Origin of the sequence: Paeniroseomonas aquatica, assembly GCF_030409335.1 — a bacterium.
Classification (GTDB): Bacteria; Pseudomonadota; Alphaproteobacteria; order Acetobacterales; family Acetobacteraceae; genus Belnapia; species Belnapia aquatica.
The window spans coordinates 1-16,162 of record NZ_JAUFPN010000072.1 but is presented as its reverse complement, the minus strand read 5'-3'; the positions used below and the strand labels follow the sequence as shown (position 1 = coordinate 16,162).

The window sequence follows — 16,162 nt, the reverse complement described above, 5'->3', positions numbered from 1 at the left end:
GGCGGCGGCGCTCACCGCGCTCTCGGCCGATGCCGCCCCGCCCGAGCCCTTCCTGCGGCCGCGGGATGCCGCGGCGCTGCTGGGCTGGGCCGCGACCGCCCGCGTCGCCCCGCCCGAGGCCGCGCCGCCGCCGCCCTCCCTGGGGCTGGAGGCGCTGGACGCGCGGCTGGAGGCGCTGCCGGTGGACCAGGTGCTGCTGCACCGGGCGGTGGCGCGGCCCGGGTCCGGGGTGCCGGGGCGCGGCCGGCGGCTGCGGCTCTCCCGCCCCGCCCTCGCGGCGGTGCTGGGCCCCCTGGCCGCGGATGCCGAGCTCATGGCCCATGCCGCGGACCGGCTGGCGGCGCGGCTGCTGCCGGCGCTGGCCGCCTGGGCGCGGGACCTGCCGGGCTGGCGGCTGCTGCCCCTGCCGCGGAGCGGCCTGGCTCTGTTATCGCGGAGCGGCCTGGCCCTGTTATCGCGGAGCGGCCTGGCCCTGCCGCCGCGGAGCGGCCTGAACCCGGCGCCGCGCGGGCTGCCGCCGCCGAGCGTGGTGCCCGGCCTCTTCGGCGTGCTGCCGCTGGCCGCCGCGGCGGACCCGGCGCTGGCCGCCTACCGCCGGGCGCTGGCCGGGCGCGGCTGGGCCCTGGCGCTGGACGGGCTCGATGCGGCGGCGCTGGCGCTGGTCCGCCCGGCCGGCCTGGCCGCCGACCTGCTGCTGCTGCGCTGGTCCCCGGCGCTGGCCGACCGCGCCCCGCTCGCCCTGCTGCGGGAGGTGCCGGCCGACCGCCTGCTGCTGACCGGCTGCGACGGCCCGGAGGCCCTGGCGCTGGCGGCGCGCCTCGGCATCGCCGCCACCGGCCCGGCGGTGGAGGCCGGGGCATGAAGCCGCCCCAGCCGGCGCCGCCGGGGGCGAGGCCGGCGGTGCTGCAGCCCTCCGGGCGCGGCCCGGCGGCCGGCGGGGATGCGCTGGCGCTGGCGCATTTCGTCCGGGACGCGGTGGCGGCCGGGCTGGTGCGGGACGTGCTGCACCTGCGGCTGGCCGGGATGGCGGGCGGGCTCCGCCAGGGCCACCACCAGCGGCTGGTGCGGGAGGCGCTGGAGCCGCTGCTGCGGCCGACCCGGGCGCGGGTCTTCGAATTGCCTAATGGCGACATCGTCGCCGTGGCCCCGACCGAGGGCCGCCACCTCCGCTCCGCCGAGGAGCAACTCGCCATCCTCTTCGCCGCCGAGGAACGGCTGCCCTTCTTCCGGCGGCGGCCGCCGGAGGCGGTGGCGGCGCGGCGGGCCGCGGTCGAGGACAGCCTGGTTCCCGGACCCGCCCCGGCCGAGTCGCCGGGGATGGCGCATCTCGGCATCGCGCCGCCACCGGAGGCCCAGGCCCTGACCGCGGCCGAGCTGGCGGCCATGGAGCGCGGCCTGGGCCATGCCAGCCTCGCGCGCTTCCTGGTGCGCCGCCCGGTCTGCCGGCTGGCGCCGGGCGATGCCGGGCCGGAGGTGGCCTGGGAGGAATGGGAGCTCGGCTGGCCGGAGCTCTGCGGCGCGCTGCTGCCGGGCGCCGACCCGTCGCTGGCGCCGGCGCTGTTCCGCCGGCTGCGGCGGCTGGTGGACCGCCGGCTGCTGACCGAGCTGGGCCGGCCGGCGGAGGCGCGGCGGCTGGGCCGGGCCGGGCTGCGGCTGGCGCTCGAGAGCATCGCCGAGGCCGAATTCCTCCGCCTCGACACGGCGCTGGGGCCGGAGGGGCGGGGGCGGATGACCCTCGGCCTGAGCGCGGAGGATGCGCTGGCGGACCCGGCGGGCTTCGGCTTCGCCCGCGACTTCTGCCGGGGGCGCGGCTGGCGGGTGGCGATCGACCTCGACGCGGCCGAGCTGCTGGCGGCGCTGCCGGCGGCGGCGCTGGCGGTGGACCTGATCCGGCTGCGCTGGTCGCCGGCGCTGCCCGGCCTGGCGGCGGCGCTGCCGGAGGACCGCTCCCGGCTGGTGCTGGGCGGGGCGGACCGGGCGGCGGCGATCGGCTGGGGCTGGGAGGCCGGCATCACCCTGTTCGAGGGACGGTTGCTGCGGCCGCGCGGGTGACGATATGCCGGGGCCATGGAAAACCCCGCCATCCACGCCGAGGCGCTGAGCAAGCGCTACACCCCGGAGGCGGCGCCCGCCGTCGATGGCCTCAGCTTCCGCATGCCGCGGGGGGCCACCTGGGGGCTGCTCGGCGGCAACGGGGCAGGCAAGACCACCACCATCGCCATGCTGCTCGGCCTGCTGGTGCCAAGCGGCGGGCGCATCACCGTGCTGGGCCACGACATGGCGCGGGACCGCTTCGCCGCCCTGGCGCGGATGAACTTCTCCTCCCCCTACATCGCCCTGCCGGCGCGGCTGTCGGTCGCCGAGAACCTCAGGGTCTACGCGCATCTCTACGACGTGCCGCAGGCCGGGCGGCGCATCGCCGAGCTGGCGGCGCAGCTGCAATTGACCGAGCTGCTGGACCGCCCGGCCGGGCAGCTCTCGGCCGGGCAGAAGACCCGCGTCGCCCTGGCCAAGGCGCTGGTCAACCGGCCCGAGCTGCTGCTGCTCGACGAGCCGACCGCGAGCCTCGACCCGGACACCGGGGACTGGGTGCGGTCCTGGCTGGAGCGCTACCGGGCCGAGACCGGCTGCTCCATCCTGCTGGCCAGCCACAACATGGCCGAGGTCGAGCGGCTCTGCGGCCATGTGCTGATGCTGAAGCAGGGGCGGCTGGTGGATGCGGGCAGCCCGGCCGCGCTGCTCGGGAAATACGGCCGCGGCGATCTCGAGCAGGTCTTCCTCGACATCGCCCGCGGCCGCGCGGCGGAGGCGGTGCCATGAACCGCGCCGCGCTGCGCCGCATCTGGGGCATGATCTACCGCCACCTCGCGCTGTACCGCCGGTCCTGGCCGCGGGTGCTCGAGCTGATGTACTGGCCGGTGCTGCAGATGGTCGTCTGGGGCTTCACCACCACCTACCTGATCGGGCTGCAGGGCAATTCCGCGGCCCTGGCGGCGGGGACGCTGCTGGGCGGCGTGCTGCTGTGGGAGGTGGCGCTGCGCAGCCAGATGGGCTTCTCGATCTCCTTCCTCGAGGAGATCTGGTCGCGCAACCTCGGCCATGTCTTCGTCAGCCCGCTGCGGCCGCGGGAGCTGGTCGCGGCGCTGATGGGGATGAGCATCATCCGCGTCCTGGTCGGCGTGCTGCCGGCGGTGCTGCTGGCCTGGCTGCTCTATGCCTTCGGCCTCTTCGCCATGGGGCCGGTGGTGGTCGCCTTCTTCGCCGCGCTGCTGCTGATGGGCTGGGCGGTCGCGCTCGGCGTCACCAGCCTGATCCTCCGCCATGGCGCCGGGGCGGAGGCGCTGGCCTGGTCGATCCTGTTCGGGCTCACGCCCTTCTCGGCGGTGTTCTACCCCGTCGCCGTGCTGCCCGGCTGGCTGCAGCCGGTGGCGCTGGCGCTGCCCTCCGCGCATGTCTTCGAGGGGATGCGGGCGGCGCTGCTGGACGGGACCATCGCCTGGGGCCACCTGGGCGCCGCCTTCGCGCTCGATGCCGCCTGGCTGGCGCTGATGGCCTGGGTCTTCATGGCGCAGTTCGAGCGGGCGCGCATCCGGGGGGCGCTGTTGAGCATTGGGGAGTAGCCGGGCTTTGCGCTACACCGCCGGCATGCCCGAGACCCGCTTCCACCTCATCCGCCACGCGCTCGTCGAGCCGAAGGCCCGCACCGTCTTCTACGGCGCCATGGACGTGCCGCTCTGCGACCTCGCCCTCAGGCAGGATGCCTCGCTGTTCCGCTGGCTGGCCGCCCGGCTGCCGCGGCCGGCCACCTGGGTCACCTCCAACCTCGCCCGCACCCGGGCGACGGCGATGGCCATCTTCGCCGCCGGCTACCCGGAGCAGCCGCTGGCGACCGAGCCGGATCTCGCCGAGCAGCACCTGGGCGACTGGCAGGGGATCGCGCACGACGCCCTGGCCGGCATGCTGCGCCACCCCGCGCATCCCTTCTGGCCGCATGCCGCCGAGGAGGAGCCGCCGGGCGGCGAGAGCTTCGCCACCGTGCAGGCCCGGGTCGGCGCCGTGCTCGACCGGCTGGCCGAGGACCACGCGGGCGGGGAGGTGGTGATCGTCGCCCATGGCGGCTCGATCCGGGCGGCGCTGGCGCATGCGCTGGGGCTGAGCGGGCACCAGGCGCTGGCCTTCTCCGTCCGCAACCTCGGCGTGACCCGGCTCGAGCGGGTGGCGGCCGACTGGCGCGTGGCCGCGGTGAACGAGGAACCCTGGACCGCCCCCGATTGGGAATGATCGGGGAAGGTTTGGACAGCGTGACGCAGGGCGGCTAATGTCCGGCCCAATTCACAGGGTTGGCGAGGGGGCTTGATGCGCCGTCTGATGATGTTGGGCCTGATGCTGGGGTCGCTGGCGGGCTGCGCGGGGACGCCGGGCAGCGGCGAGGAGCAGACGCTGGTGGACCGCGCCACCCTCTCCGTCCAGGAGATCCTGGGCGACGGGCATGACCGCATGCGGGCCGCCGACCTGCTGCGCCGGGCCCGCGCGGTGGTGGTCTGCCCGCGCATCTTCCGCGCCGGCTTCTTCTTCGGCGGCGAGGGCGGCGGCTGCGTCCTGGTCGGGCGGGATGCCGCCGGCTCCTGGTCCTCGCCGGCCTTCTACTCGCTCGGCACCGGCAGCTTCGGCCTGCAGGCCGGCATCCAGGACCTGCAGATCCTGATGCTGGTGATGAACGACAAGGCGCTGACCGCCCTGCTCGACAGCCAGCTCAAGCTCGGCGCCGATGCCTCGCTCGCCTTCGCCACCTTCGGCGGCTCGATCGAGGCCTCGACCACCGCCGCGGTCGGCGCCGATATCGTCGCCTTCGCCCGGGCCCGCGGGCTCTATGCCGGGCTGACGCTGGAGGGATCGCTGATCTCCTCGCGCAGCGAATGGAACCGCGGCTACTACCGGCAGGAGGTCGGGCCGCGGCAGATCGTGGTGGCCATGCAGGTGCACAACCCGGGCGCCGACCCGCTGCGGGCGGCGCTGATGCGCTTCAGCGCCGGAACCGCCGCGGCCGCCGCGCCGCCGCCGATGGCCGGCCAGGCGCCCGGCATGGCGCTCGGCAGCGGGCCCGCCCCGGGTCCGGGCCCGGCGATGGGTCCCGCCACCGGGAGTGGCGTGCAGCGCTCCACCCTGCCGCCGCTGCGGTGACCTGCCGCCGCGCCCTGCTCGGGCTGCTGCTGGCCATGCCCGTCATGGCCGCGGCGCAGGAGCGGGGGGAGCCGCAGGCGCTGGTCGACCGCGCTACCCTCGCGGTGCAGGAGATGCTGACCGTGGGCGACCCGCCGGCGGTCGAGGATGCCCGGCGGCTGCTGCGCCGGGCCCGCGCCGTGGTGGTCTGCCCGCAGGTCTTCCGCGCCGGCTTCATCCTGGGCGGCCAGGGCGGCGGCTGCGTCCTGCTGGGCCGCGATGCCGCGGGGTCCTGGTCGGCGCCGGCCTTCTACGGCCTGTCCTCGGCCAGCCTCGGCTTCCAGATCGGCGTGCAGGACATGCAGGTCATGATGCTGGTGATGAACGAGCCGGCGCTGGTGGCGCTGATGGACAGCCAGTTCCAGTTCGGCGCCGATGCCTCGCTCTCGGTCGCCACCATCGGGGCGGGGATCGCCGGGGCGACGACCTCGGCCGCCGGGGCGGATATCGTCGCCGTCGCCCGGGCCCGCGGGCTCTTCGCCGGCATCGCGCTGGAGGGATCGCTGCTGAGCGCCCGCAGCGGCTGGAACCAGGCCTATTACGGGCAGGATCTCGGGCCGCGGCAGATCGTGCTGGCGATGCAGGCGAACAACCCGGGCGCCGACCCGCTGCGCGGGGCGCTGATGCGCCATGGCGCCGCCGTACCGGCCCCGCCGCCCGTGGTGCAGGCCGCGCCCGCCCAGGCCGCAGCCGCCCATGCGCCGCCGCCGGCCGCCGGCGTTCAGCCCGGCCCCTTGCCGCCGGTCGCCCGCCCGCGCTGACGCGGCGCCTCAGGCCGCGCGGATCGAGGTCAGGAAGCCGTCGACCCGCGCCCGCAGCGCCTCCGACTGCTGGAACAGCGCGGCGGAGGCGGCGCGGACATCTCCGGCCGCCGCGTCGGTGCGGCCGGCATCCTCGCTCATGCCGCTCGCGTGCTGGGCGGATTCGGTGGTGCTGGCCGCGGCCTCGGTGATGGCGCGGCCGATTTCCTGGGTGGCCGCCGCCTGCTGCGCCGCGGTTTCCGCCAGCAAGGCGGTGGTCGCATTCACCGTGCCGATGATCCGGCCGATCGTCCCCACCACCTCCACGGTCCGGCTGGTCTCGGCCTGCATGGCGCTGATCTGGGTGCCGATCTCGTCGGTGGCGCGGGCGGTCTGCGCCGCCAGGGCCTTCACCTCGCTCGCCACCACGGCGAAGCCCTTGCCGGCTTCCCCGGCCCGGGCCGCCTCGATCGTCGCGTTCAGCGCCAGCAGGTTGGTCTGGCCGGCGATGTCGCTGATGAGCTGCACCACGTCGCCGATCCGGCTCGCCGCCTCGGACAGGCCGCGCACGGTGCTGCCGGTCACCTCGGCGGCGCCGGTCGCCTCCCGCGCGGCGCCGGCGGCGGCTTCCACCTGGCGGACCACCTCGGCGATGCTGGCCGAGAGTTGCTCGGTCGCGGAGGCGACGCTTTCGACGTTGCTGCTCGCCTCGGCCGCGGCATGGGCCACCGCATCGGCACGGGCGCTGCCATCCCGCGCGGTGGCCGCCATGCCCGCCGCCGTGGCATCGAGCTGGCTGGTCGCCCTGGCGACCGCGCCGAGGACGCCGGCCGAATCCGCCTCGAAGCCGCGCAGCAGGGCATCGACGGCGAGGGAGCGGGTCCGCTGCGCCTCCTGCTCCGCCGCCCGGGCGGCTTCCAGGGCCAGCCGGTCGGCGGCACCGGCGCGCAACGCCTCCACCGCCGCCGCCATGTCGCCCAGCTCATCCGCCCGGTCGCGGCCCGGGACCGCGAGGCCGAGGTCGCCGCCGGCGACGCGGCCGACGCACTCCGTCAGCGCCCGCAAGGGCCGCACCACCCGGCGCAGCAGCAGCCCCAGCGCCGCCCCGGCCACCTCCAGCGCCGCATCCCGCAGGACCAGCACCCGGGCCAGGGCGGGGAGGCTGAAGCCGCGATACTCGGCCAGCGCCTCCGGCCAGGCGGCGCGGGCGCCGGCGGCATCGATGATGGCGCGCCAGCGCCGTTCCGCCTCGCCGCGCAGGACTGCCCGCTCCGCCTCCAGGCCCTGGCGCAGCGACGGCTCCCCCAGCCCGCCGATCAGCCTTTCGGCCTCCTGCCAGCTCTGGTCGAGCTGCCCGGTCTGCACCAGGGCGGCGCTGTGTTGCTGCGCCGTCACCGGGTTGCCGGACAGCCAGCCGGTCATCAGCAGGCTGCGCCGGCCCATCGCGTCCCGCATGCTCATCAGCTGGCTCGCCACGGCGACGGCGGCGGCCACCGCCGGGGCATCCTCCGCCAGGCCGCCGCCCATCCGGGCACCGGCTTCGCCGATCCGGTCCGCCATGGTGCTGCGGACGCGGGCGAAATCATCGTAGAGGGCGGGGTCGCGCCGCGCCGGCGGCAGGGTCGCGACCGCGGCCACCCGCTGGACCAGCCCGGCCAGGGCCGGCGCGACCTCGTCGAAGACGGCCTCCTGCAGCCCGACCGCGGCGGCGCTGGCGGCCGCCTGCCGCATCCGCGCCGCCACGCCGTCCAGGTTGCGCTGCAAGGCGGCCAGATCCGGCGCCGCCGCATCGTAGTTGGCCAGCAGCATGGCATTCTGGCTGGCGAGCGCCGATTGCGCCCGCTGCTGGTCGGCGATGGCCCGGGTCTTCAGGATGGCGCGATCCGCCGTCCGCATCGCCAGCCCGGCCTGCCCCAGTTGCCAGGCGGCGACGGCCAGCCCCGGCAGGGCGATGGCGACGAAGGCGAGCAGGACTGTGGTGCGGATGCGCATACTCGGACCCCGTGGCGTGGCGCCGCAGACTGCGCCGCCCGGGGTTACCTTCCGGCTAATGGACGCGGGGCGCCCCGGGGTCTATGCCGCGCCCCATGCCCCGGGGCGCTGGCCCCGCGCCACCTCGCGGAGCCGCGCCCATGACCGACATCATCCCCATCCGCCGCGCCCTGATCTCGGTCTCCGACAAGACCGGGCTGGTCGAATTCGGCGGCTTCCTGGCCGGGCAGGGGGCCGAGATCCTCTCGACCGGCGGCACCGCGAAGGCCCTGCGCGAGGCCGGGGTGCCGGTGAAGGACGTGAGCGAGCACACCGGCTTCCCCGAGATCCTCGACGGCCGGGTGAAGACGCTGGTGCCGCAGGTCCATGGCGGGCTGCTCTGCCGGCGCGACCTGGAGGAGCATCTGGCGCAGATGGAGGCGCACGGCATCGCGCCGATCGATCTGGTGGTGGTCAACCTCTATCCCTTCGAGGCGACGGTCGCCAAGGGTGCGTCCTTCGACGACTGCATCGAGAACATCGACATCGGCGGCCCGGCGATGATCCGCAGCGCCGCCAAGAACCACGCCCATGTGGTGGTGCTGACCGAGCCTTCGCAACTCGCCGAGGTGGTGGCCGAGGTCGAGGCCCAAGGCGGCACGACGCTGGCGCTCCGCCGCCGCTGCGCCGCCGCCGCCTATGCCCGGACGGCCGCCTATGACGCGGCCATCTCCGGCTGGTTCGCCGCGCAGCAGGGCGAGGCCTTCCCGCCGCGGCTCGCCTTCGCCGGCATCCTGAAGCAGACCCTGCGCTACGGGGAGAACCCGCACCAGCAGGCCGGATTCTACCTCGACGGCACGGCGCGGCGCGGCATCGCCACCGCGACCCAGGTGCAGGGCAAGGAACTGTCCTACAACAACCTGAACGACACCGACGCGGCGGTGGAGGCCTGCGCCGAATTCGCGGAGCCCGCCATCGTCATCGTCAAGCACGCCAATCCCTGCGGCATCGCCATCGGCGATGATCTCGCCGGCGCCTGGGACCGGGCCCTGCTCTGCGACCCGGTCTCGGCCTTCGGCGGCATCGTCGCGGCGAACCGGGTGCTGGATGCGGAAGCGGCGCGGCGGATCACCGCCATCTTCACCGAGGTGGTGGTGGCCCCCGATGCGGATGAGGAAGCCCGCGCGATCTTCGCCCGCAAGAAGAACCTGCGGCTGCTGCTGACCGGCGGCATGCCGGATCCGGCGGCGCCGGGGCTGACCTTCCGCAGCGTCTCGGGCGGGTTCCTCGCGCAGTCGCGCGATGCCGGGCGGATCGACCCCGCGACCCTCAAGGTCGCCACCAAGCGGGCGCCGACCGCGGCCGAGATGGCCGACCTGATCTTCGCCTTCCGGGTCTGCAAGCACGTGAAGTCCAATGCCATCGTCTATGCCAAGGACCTCGCGACCGTCGGCATCGGCGCCGGGCAGATGAACCGGGTCGAGAGCAGCCGCATCGCCGCCTGGAAGGCGGAAGCCGCGGCCAAGGCGGCGGGCCTGCCGGAGCCCCTGGCGAAGGGCAGCGTCGTCGCCTCCGACGCCTTCTTCCCCTTCGCCGATGGGCTGGAGACGGCGGCGGCGGCGGGCGCCACGGCGGTGATCCAGCCCGGCGGCTCCATGCGCGACGCCGAGGTGATCGCCGCCGCGGATGCCGCTGGACTCGCCATGGTCTTCACCGGTATGCGGCATTTCAGGCACTGACGACATGGCCATGGAAGACCTGATCGCCGGCTACCGCCGCTTCCGCGAAGACACCTGGCCGCGCGAGAAGGCGCGGTTCGAGGCGCTGGCCGCGCTCGGGCAGAGCCCGAAGACCATGGTCATCGCCTGCTCCGACAGCCGGGTCGACCCGCAGATGATCTTCTCCGCCGCGCCGGGGGAGCTGTTCGTGGTGCGGAACGTGGCCAACCTGGTGCCGCCCTACATGCCAGACGCGGCCTTCCACGGCACCAGCGCCTGCCTCGAATTCGCGGTGCGGGTGCTGCGGGTGGAGAAGGTGGTGGTGCTCGGCCATGCGCTGTGCGGCGGCGTCCGCGCCCTGCTGGAAGGCGCCCCGCCGGAGGCGCAGGATTTCGTCGTGGGCTGGATGAGCATCGCCAAGGCGGCGCGGGAGACCGCGCTGCGCTGCGACCCGGTGGACCAGCAGGAGGCCGGGGAGCATGAGGCGGTGCGCATCACGCTGCGCAACCTGATGACCTTCCCCTGGGTGGCCGAGGCCGTGGCCGAAGGCCGGCTCAGCCTGCACGGCGGGCATTTCGGCGTGGCGACGGGGCGGCTGGTGGTGCTCGGGCCGGACGGGGCGTTCCGCCCCGCGTAAGGCTTGCCGCTGGCGCCGGAGTCTGCTCGGGTGGCGAACGACCGGACCGGGGGACCCTGATGCAGCGACGCCACCTGCTTGCCGCGACCGGTGCCGCCCTGGCCGCGCCCCGGACCGGCCGGGCCCAGGCGGCCCGCACCCTGCGCTTCATCCCCCAGGCCGATCTCGCCACGCTCGATCCGCACTGGAACACCGCCTACGTCACCCGCAACCACGGCTTCCTGGTCTTCGACACGCTCTACGGCCTCGACGAGGGCTTCGCGCCGCAGCCGCAGATGGTGGCGGGGCATGTGGTGGAGGCCGACGGGAAGCGCTGGACGCTGACCCTGCGCGACGGGCTGCGCTGGCACGACGGCACGCCGGTGCTGGCGCGGGACTGCGTCGCCAGCATCCGCCGCTGGGCCAGCAAGGACGCCTTCGGCCAGGCGCTGCTGGCGGCGACGGACGAGCTCTCGGCGCCCGACGACCGCACCCTCCTGTTCCGCCTCAAGCGGCCATTCCCGCTGCTGCCCGCGGCGCTCGGCAAGTCCGGCGTCTACATGCCGGCGATGATGCCCGAACGCCTGGCGCGGACCGATGCCGCGACGCAGGTGACCGAGATGGTGGGCAGCGGCCCCTTCCGCTTCCTCGCCGCCGAGCGCGTCGCCGGCGCCCGCGCGGCCTACGCGCGCAACGCCGACTACATCCCCCGCCCGGAGGGCGCGCCGAGCGGCACCGCCGGGCCGAAGCATGTGCACCTCGACCGCGTCGAATGGCTGACCACGCCCGACCCGGCCACCGCCGCCGGCGCCCTGCAGGCCGGGGAGGTCGACTGGTGGGATTTCGTCATCCCCGACCTGGTGCCGCTGCTCAGGCGCAACCGGCGGCTGACGGTGGGCGTGCAGGACCCGGCGGGCTTCTGCGCCTCCTTCCGGATGAACCACCTGCAGCCGCCCTTCGACAACCCGGCGGTGCGCCGGGCGGTGCTGGGCGCCATCGTGCAGTCCGACTTCATGCTGGCCGCGGCCGGCGAGGACCGCGCCATGTGGAAGGTGCCGGCGGGCATCTTCACTCCCGGCGCGCCGCTGGCCAATGACGCCGGGCTCGAGGTGCTGGCCGGGCCGCGCGACCTCGAGCGCTCACGCCGCGAGTTGGCTGCCGCCGGCTACAAGGGCGAGCCGGTGGCGCTGCTGGTGCCGACCGATTTCCCCCACCTGAAGGCGATGAGCGACATCGGCGCCGACCTGCTGCAACGCCTCGGGATGACCGTCGATTACCAGGCGCTCGACTGGGGCACGGTGGTCTCCCGCCGCGGCAGCCGGGCGGCGCCGTCCCAGGGCGGCTGGAGCGGCTTCTTCACCTTCTCCGCCGGGCCGGACAACGCGACGCCGGCCGGCCATACCATGCTGCGCGGCAACGGCGCTGCCGGCTGGTTCGGCTGGCCGGACGACCCGGAGCTGGAATCGCTGCGCGACGCCTGGTTCACCGCGCCCGACCTCGCGGCGCAGCAGGCGACGGCGGCGGCGATGCAGCGCCGCGCCTTCGAGACGGTGCCCTTCGTGCCGCTCGGCCAGTATTTCCAGGCGACCGCCTACCGCACCACCGTCACCGGGGTGCTGCCGGGCTTCGCCAGCTTCTGGAACGTGCGGAAGTCGGGGTAGCTAGACCGCCGGCAGGAAGCCGCTGCCCGCCCGCTGCACCGCGCCGCCGAGCGCCTCCAGCGCCGCCTTGGCCCGCCGCGCCACCACCAGCAGCGCCGGCAGCTCGCGCGGCTGGCGCAGCAGCGCCATGGCCACCCGCCCGGGCGCCGGCCGGCCGTCCGGCGTCAGCCCGATCGCGGCGGAGCGCGGCAGCACCTCCTCGGCGGTGTCGGCCACCGCCCGCAGCGCCGCGAAGGGCAGCCGCAGCGCGGTGGCGAAGGCCGCCGCCGCCTCGGTCTCGAGGTCCACGACCAGCGCCCCGGTGGCCGCCCGCAGCAGCCGCTTGCCGGCGGGCTCGCCGACCACCGCGCTGGCGCCGGCCACCATGCCGAGCCGGGCGCCGCAGCGCCGCGCCAGCATCGCCGACCAGACCGGGTCGGCGGCATAGGCGCCGCCCGGGCCGCGCACCCGCGTCGCCACCACCAGGTCGCCGGTGATCAGCGAGGGGTCGAGCCCGCCGGCGATGCCGAAGCTGAGCACGCCGGTCACCCCCGCCGGCGCCTGCTGCAGCAGGGCGCGCAGCCGGGCCGGGTCGCCACCGCTGACGATCACCCGCATGCCCTGCGGCAGCAGGGCCGCTTCCGAGCGCATGCCGACCACGGCCAGGACCGAAGACGCTGTCATCACCGGCGTCCATTCATAATGCTGCGCCGCACTATAGCCGTAGCGTGTGCGGCGCGCACGCCTGTTCCCCCGAAATCGCGAGAAGGCGTTGCGCCGCATCAGCGGAGGTCTTGGGTCCACGCCCATTTGTAGTGATGCATTACTTGCAATGCGCGCCATGGGCGACAAACCGTGGCGGCCGGGACACGCCGTGGCATTCCGGCCCCGGCGCCTCGGTCAGCGCGGCGGCTGCAGGGCCTGCACCCCGCCCGGCAGGGTGGCGCCGCGGGCGCGCAGGCAGTCGCGGTAGGCCCGGGCCAGGATCGCCGGTTCCTCGCGCCGCATCCGGTCCTCGTTCAGGTCGTTCATCGGCATCCGCTGCCGGTCGAGCTGCTTCATCGCCGGGGAGGTGCGGGCCTCCTCGCGGCAGGCCTGCTGGTCCGGGGTCTCCGGCTCGCGCGGCGGGCCGCCGCTGAAGGCGCCGCAGGCGCCGAGCGGCAGCAGCAGCGCCAGGATCCGCAGCGGCCTCATGCCTGGGCCAGCCAGTCTTCAATCAGCCGCCGGGCGATGCTGTCGCCGCGCGGCAGGGCGAAGCCATGCGCCTCGGGGTCCAGCATCTCGGCCCGGGTGAACCAGCGGGCGTCGCGCAGCTCCTCCGGGTCGATGGTGATCGCCTCCGACAGCGCCTCGCCGTAGAAGCCGAGCATGATCGAGGAGGGGAAGGGCCAGGGCTGCGAGGAATGGTAGACCACCTCGCCCACGTCGATCCCGGCCTCCTCCTTCACCTCCCGCCGCACCGCCTCCTCGAGCGATTCGCCCGGCTCCACGAAGCCGGCGAGCGTCGAGTACATGACGGTGTTGGGGAAGCGGGTGGAATGGCCGAGCAGCACGCTGTCGCCGCGCACCACCAGCATGATGACGGCCGGGTCGGTGCGGGGGAAGTGCTGCGCCTTGCAGGCGGTGCAGGCCATGGCGTGGCCGGCCGAGCGCGGCTCGCACGGGGCGCCGCAGACGCCGCAGAAGCGGTGCTTGGTCCGCCAGTGCATCAGCCCGCGGGCATGGGCGAGGACGCTGGCCTCGCCGGGCGGCAGCAGCCCGGCGACGGCGCGGAGGTCGGTGAAGGCGCCCATCCCCTCCGGCAGCAGCGGCAAGGGGTCCGCCGCCTCGGAGCAGTCCACCGCGAAGACCGGCCGGCCCTCCCACAGCCCGAGGAAGCCCCAGGGGCCGCCGGCCATGCGCACGGCTTCCGCCGCGGCGGCGGTCAGGAGCACCGCCTCCGGCGCCCCGTCCGCCACCCCCTTCATCAGGCTGCGGCTGCGCCAGACCGGGGCGAAGAGGGTTTCCGGATCGGCCAGGGCGGCCTCGATGAAGGCGGAATCCTCGCGGCGGTTGGCGGCGCGGTCGAGGGGGCTGCCGGAATAGGCATTCGGGCGGCTGGCGGGGATTGAGAGCATTGCCGCGACGGTGCCACGCGGGGCCGGCAGCGGCAACCATCCGCGCCGGCCGGCACCCCGCGGCGGCTCAGTGGACCGGGTCGAGGAAGGGCGTCCCCGGATCTCCCACGTAGAAGATCACCAGCCGCAGCACCTCGGTCGGGCTGCGGTTGAAGCCGGTCATGCGGACCTGCGGCGGCTCTACCAGGGATTGCCCGGCGCGCACCGTCACCGGCGGCCGGCCTTCCAGCTCCAGGGTGAAGGCGCCTTCCAGGATCAGCACGGTCACCGGGAAGCGGTGGGTGTGGAAGACGGTCCGCTGGCCGGGCGCGATGGTCGCGGTCAGCACCTGGATCTCCTGGGTCTCGCCGCGCGGCATGCCCTGCACGGCCTCGCGCAGCACCTGGACCGGCCGCGCCGGATCCTGCGCCAGGGCGCCGGCGGGAAGGCCCAGCAGGGCCGCGCCCAGGGCGAGGCCCGACATCGCGCGGTGCTGCATGATCCGTCTCCCTCGTTCCGGCGGCAGCATGCGGTGCCGGAGCGTTCCGGGCCATTCAAATCGCCGGCCGGTGCCGCCGCGGCGGGGCAGGGGCCGGGACCGCGGCTGGGGCGGGTTGTACGAAGCCCCCCGAGCCATGATATGGTGCCCTCGGAAGGTCGGTGGTGGACGGGCTCCCCGCCAACCCGGTCAGGTCCGGAAGGAAGCAGCCGTAACGGGTTCTCGCCCGGGTCGCTTGCCGGCCTTCCACCCTATTCTCGGCCCGGCGGGCCCTCTTATCGGGATCCCGCCACGCGGATGTCCTCCACCCTCTTCGGCCCCGACGACGCACCCGATGAGGCAGCCCTGCCGGAGCCGCCGGCGCCCGAAGGCCCGGGCCTGTTCGGCGATGCGCCGCCGCTGGCCCCGGTTGCGGCACCGCCGCCGGCACCGCCCGTGGCTGCCCCCGCGCCCGCCGCGACCCCCTACCGGGTGCTGGCCCGCAAGTACCGCCCCGCCAATTTCGAGGAGCTGATCGGCCAGGACGCGCTGGTCCGCACCCTCCGCAACGCCTTCGCGCAGAACCGGGTGGCGCATGCCTTCATGCTCACCGGGGTGCGCGGCGTCGGCAAGACCACCACCGCCCGCATCATCGCCCGCGCGCTGAACTGCATCGGCCCGGACGGCACAGGCGGCCCGACGCCCGAGCCCTGCGGCGTCTGCCCGGAATGCCTGGCGATCCTGGCCGACCGCCACCCCGACGTGCAGGAGCTCGACGCGGCGTCGAACAACGGCATCGACGACGTCCGGGAGCTGCGCGAGCGGCTGCGCTACCGCCCGGCCCAAGGGCGCTTCAAGGTCATCATCCTGGACGAGGTCCACATGCTGTCGACCGCGGCGTTCAACGCGCTGCTGAAGACGCTGGAGGAACCGCCGGCCCAGGTGAAATTCATGCTGGCGACGACCGAGCTGCGCAAGGTACCCGCCACCATCCTCAGCCGCTGCCAGACCTTCCACCTCAAGCGCGTCCCCCAGGCCGAGCTCCGCGCCCATTTCACCCGCATCGCCGGGCTGGAGGCGGTGACGATCGAGCCCGAGGCGCTGGCCATGCTGGCGCGCGCCGCCGATGGCTCGGTCCGCGACGGGCTCTCGCTGCTCGACCAGGCGATCGCCCTCGGCGGCCCCGACAATACCGTCACCACCGAGGCGGTGCGGGACATGCTGGGCCTGGCCGACCGCGCCATGGTGCTCGAGCTGATGGCGGCGCTGATGGCCGGCGACATCGCGACGGCGCTCGGCCTGCTCGAGCGCGCGCATGAGCGCGGCGCCGACCCGGCGGTGGTGCTGCAGGACCTGCTGGAGCTGACCCATACCCTGACGCGGCTCCGCAGCGTGCCGGGGCTGAAGGACGACCCCTCGCTCACCGAGGGCGAGCGCACCCGCGGCGTCGCCCTGGCCGAGACGCTCTCGATCCCGGTGCTCGGCCGCGCCTGGCAGATGCTGCTGAAGGGCCTCGGCGAGGTGAACGACTCGCCCGACCGCCGGGCGGCGGCCGAGATGGTGCTGATCCGCCTGGCCCATGTGGCCGAGCTGCCGACGCCGGGCGACCTGGTGAAGCGGCTGCTGGAGGCCGGCCCGGCACCCGCCGGCCTCGCCGGCCCGGCGCCGCCCGGCCGCGGCGGG

The 16,162-nt window shown here is 75.1% G+C and carries 16 protein-coding genes and 1 other RNA gene; 12 read left to right on the top strand and 5 right to left on the bottom strand.

The window, feature by feature from the left end; translation table 11 throughout:
- From QWZ14_RS07970 to QWZ14_RS07940, 7 genes are all read left to right on the top strand, one after another.
- The coding region (locus QWZ14_RS07970) for a hypothetical protein (RefSeq protein WP_290316094.1) at positions 1-862 on the top strand (862 nt) is incomplete at its 5' end.
- Positions 859-2,052: a hypothetical protein gene (locus QWZ14_RS07965; protein ID WP_290316093.1), complete on the top strand. Its 1,194-nt coding sequence runs from the start codon at positions 859-861 to the stop codon at positions 2,050-2,052. The genes QWZ14_RS07970 and QWZ14_RS07965, both read left to right, overlap by 4 nt.
- A 15-nt stretch (positions 2,053-2,067) precedes the next feature.
- On the top strand, positions 2,068-2,820 hold the full coding sequence (locus QWZ14_RS07960) for an ABC transporter ATP-binding protein (RefSeq protein WP_290316092.1): 753 nt from the start codon (positions 2,068-2,070) through the stop codon (positions 2,818-2,820).
- A complete protein-coding gene (locus QWZ14_RS07955; RefSeq protein ID WP_290316091.1) occupies positions 2,817-3,620 on the top strand; it encodes an ABC transporter permease in 804 nt (267 codons plus the stop codon). Before QWZ14_RS07960 ends, QWZ14_RS07955 begins: the two co-directional genes overlap by 4 nt.
- 7 nt (positions 3,621-3,627) lie before the next feature.
- A complete protein-coding gene (locus QWZ14_RS07950; RefSeq protein ID WP_290316090.1) occupies positions 3,628-4,281 on the top strand; it encodes a histidine phosphatase family protein in 654 nt (217 codons plus the stop codon).
- A gap of 87 nt (positions 4,282-4,368) precedes the next feature.
- On the top strand, positions 4,369-5,181 hold the full coding sequence (locus tag QWZ14_RS07945; protein ID WP_290316089.1) for a lipid-binding SYLF domain-containing protein: 813 nt from the start codon (positions 4,369-4,371) through the stop codon (positions 5,179-5,181).
- Entirely contained in the window at positions 5,178-5,981 is an 804-nt protein-coding gene (locus tag QWZ14_RS07940; RefSeq protein ID WP_290316088.1) for a lipid-binding SYLF domain-containing protein, read from the top strand. Before QWZ14_RS07945 ends, QWZ14_RS07940 begins: the two co-directional genes overlap by 4 nt.
- A gap of 9 nt (positions 5,982-5,990) precedes the next feature.
- Here QWZ14_RS07940 and QWZ14_RS07935 read toward each other — a convergent pair whose 3' ends face one another.
- A complete protein-coding gene (locus tag QWZ14_RS07935; RefSeq protein ID WP_290316087.1) occupies positions 5,991-7,952 on the bottom strand; it encodes a methyl-accepting chemotaxis protein in 1,962 nt (653 codons plus the stop codon).
- A gap of 140 nt (positions 7,953-8,092) precedes the next feature.
- On the opposite strand from QWZ14_RS07935, the gene purH reads away from it, so the two are divergent.
- Genes purH through QWZ14_RS07920 form a run of 3 tightly spaced genes read left to right on the top strand, consistent with a single transcriptional unit; the run spans position 8,093 to position 11,926 of the window.
- Positions 8,093-9,670, top strand: a complete 1,578-nt coding sequence (purH, locus tag QWZ14_RS07930) for a bifunctional phosphoribosylaminoimidazolecarboxamide formyltransferase/IMP cyclohydrolase (protein WP_290316086.1) — start codon at positions 8,093-8,095, stop codon at positions 9,668-9,670.
- Positions 9,671-9,674: 4 nt separating this feature from the next.
- Positions 9,675-10,286, top strand: coding sequence for a carbonic anhydrase (locus QWZ14_RS07925; protein ID WP_290316085.1), 612 nt, complete (start codon positions 9,675-9,677; stop codon positions 10,284-10,286).
- A 59-nt stretch (positions 10,287-10,345) separates the two neighbouring features.
- Positions 10,346-11,926: an ABC transporter substrate-binding protein gene (locus tag QWZ14_RS07920; RefSeq protein WP_290316084.1), complete on the top strand. Its 1,581-nt coding sequence runs from the start codon at positions 10,346-10,348 to the stop codon at positions 11,924-11,926.
- Here the strand turns inward: QWZ14_RS07920 and QWZ14_RS07915 are convergent, their stop codons facing one another.
- The 4 genes from QWZ14_RS07915 to QWZ14_RS07900 all read right to left on the bottom strand — a co-directional run bounded on the left by QWZ14_RS07915 (position 11,927) and on the right by QWZ14_RS07900 (position 14,500).
- Positions 11,927-12,589, bottom strand: a complete 663-nt coding sequence (locus QWZ14_RS07915; RefSeq protein ID WP_290316083.1) for a phosphorylase family protein — start codon at positions 12,587-12,589, stop codon at positions 11,927-11,929.
- A 216-nt stretch (positions 12,590-12,805) separates the two neighbouring features.
- Positions 12,806-13,099 carry a phosphoribosylamine--glycine ligase gene (locus tag QWZ14_RS07910; RefSeq protein ID WP_290316082.1) on the bottom strand — a complete coding sequence of 98 codons (294 nt, stop codon included), beginning with the start codon at positions 13,097-13,099 and terminating at the stop codon, positions 12,806-12,808.
- Positions 13,096-14,022, bottom strand: a complete 927-nt coding sequence (nudC, locus tag QWZ14_RS07905) for an NAD(+) diphosphatase (protein ID WP_290316096.1) — start codon at positions 14,020-14,022, stop codon at positions 13,096-13,098. Before nudC ends, QWZ14_RS07910 begins: the two co-directional genes overlap by 4 nt.
- A 67-nt stretch (positions 14,023-14,089) precedes the next feature.
- A complete protein-coding gene (locus QWZ14_RS07900) occupies positions 14,090-14,500 on the bottom strand; it encodes a cupin domain-containing protein (RefSeq protein ID WP_290316081.1) in 411 nt (136 codons plus the stop codon).
- A 152-nt stretch (positions 14,501-14,652) separates the two neighbouring features.
- Between QWZ14_RS07900 and ffs the strand changes: the two genes are divergently transcribed.
- Together ffs and QWZ14_RS07890 are read left to right on the top strand one after the other, a co-directional pair.
- Positions 14,653-14,751: signal recognition particle sRNA small type (gene ffs / locus QWZ14_RS07895), an RNA gene on the top strand.
- Between the two features lie 46 nt (positions 14,752-14,797).
- The coding region (locus tag QWZ14_RS07890) for a DNA polymerase III subunit gamma/tau (RefSeq protein WP_290316080.1) at positions 14,798-16,162 on the top strand (1,365 nt) is incomplete at its 3' end.

Excerpts from the sequence above, each read along its gene's own strand:
- QWZ14_RS07965 (WP_290316093.1), top strand. The coding sequence starts at position 859 with ATGAAGCCGCCCCAGCCGGCGCCGCCGGGGGCGAGGCCGGCGGTGCTG.
- QWZ14_RS07960 (WP_290316092.1), top strand. The coding sequence starts at position 2,068 with ATGGAAAACCCCGCCATCCACGCCGAGGCGCTGAGCAAGCGCTACACC.
- QWZ14_RS07955 (WP_290316091.1), top strand. The coding sequence starts at position 2,817 with ATGAACCGCGCCGCGCTGCGCCGCATCTGGGGCATGATCTACCGCCAC.
- QWZ14_RS07945 (WP_290316089.1), top strand. The coding sequence starts at position 4,369 with ATGATGTTGGGCCTGATGCTGGGGTCGCTGGCGGGCTGCGCGGGGACG.
- QWZ14_RS07935 (WP_290316087.1), bottom strand. The coding sequence starts at position 7,952 with ATGCGCATCCGCACCACAGTCCTGCTCGCCTTCGTCGCCATCGCCCTG.
- purH (WP_290316086.1), top strand. The coding sequence starts at position 8,093 with ATGACCGACATCATCCCCATCCGCCGCGCCCTGATCTCGGTCTCCGAC.
- QWZ14_RS07925 (WP_290316085.1), top strand. The coding sequence starts at position 9,675 with ATGGCCATGGAAGACCTGATCGCCGGCTACCGCCGCTTCCGCGAAGAC.
- QWZ14_RS07920 (WP_290316084.1), top strand. The coding sequence starts at position 10,346 with ATGCAGCGACGCCACCTGCTTGCCGCGACCGGTGCCGCCCTGGCCGCG.
- QWZ14_RS07915 (WP_290316083.1), bottom strand. The coding sequence starts at position 12,589 with ATGACAGCGTCTTCGGTCCTGGCCGTGGTCGGCATGCGCTCGGAAGCG.
- QWZ14_RS07910 (WP_290316082.1), bottom strand. The coding sequence starts at position 13,099 with ATGAGGCCGCTGCGGATCCTGGCGCTGCTGCTGCCGCTCGGCGCCTGC.
- nudC (WP_290316096.1), bottom strand. The coding sequence starts at position 14,022 with ATGCTCTCAATCCCCGCCAGCCGCCCGAATGCCTATTCCGGCAGCCCC.
- QWZ14_RS07900 (WP_290316081.1), bottom strand. The coding sequence starts at position 14,500 with ATGCAGCACCGCGCGATGTCGGGCCTCGCCCTGGGCGCGGCCCTGCTG.